General features: G+C 51.8%; 1 rRNA gene. It reads left to right on the forward strand.

From position 1 onward, the window contains the following. A 23S ribosomal RNA gene (locus BVJ53_RS14780) occupies window positions 1–628 on the forward strand; the annotation flags it as partial.

Consider the following 628-nt stretch of genomic DNA (forward strand, 5'->3'; position numbering starts at 1 on the left):
TTCTAGTGAGAAATAAACTACCCGTACCGCAAACCGACACAGGTAGTCGAGGAGAGTATCCTCAGGTGAGCGAGCGAACTCTCGTTAAGGAACTCGGCAAAATGACCCCGTAACTTCGGAAGAAGGGGTGCTGGCCGTCAGGTCAGCCGCAGTGAATAGGCCCAAACAACTGTTTATCAAAAACACAGGTCTCTGCTAAATCGTAAGATGATGTATAGGGGCTGACGCCTGCCCGGTGCTGGAAGGTTAAGAGGATGAGTTAGCGCAAGCGAAGCCCAGAATTGAAGCCCCAGTAAACGGCGGCCGTAACTATAACGGTCCTAAGGTAGCGAAATTCCTTGTCGGGTAAGTTCCGACCCGCACGAAAGGCGTAATGATTTGGGCACTGTCTCAACGAGAGACTCGGTGAAATTATAGTACCCGTGAAGATGCGGGTTACCCGCGACAGGACGGAAAGACCCCATGGAGCTTTACTGTAGCTTGATATTGAGTGTTGGTACCGCTTGTACAGGATAGGTAGGAGCCGTAGAGATCGGAACGCTAGTTTCGATGGACGTTGGTGGGAGTACTACCCTAGCTGTATGAACACTCTAACCCGCGCCACTGAACGTGGCGGGAGACAGTGTCA

This window comes from Lacticaseibacillus chiayiensis, assembly GCF_004123795.1.
GTDB classification, from domain to species: Bacteria; Bacillota; Bacilli; order Lactobacillales; family Lactobacillaceae; genus Lacticaseibacillus; species Lacticaseibacillus chiayiensis.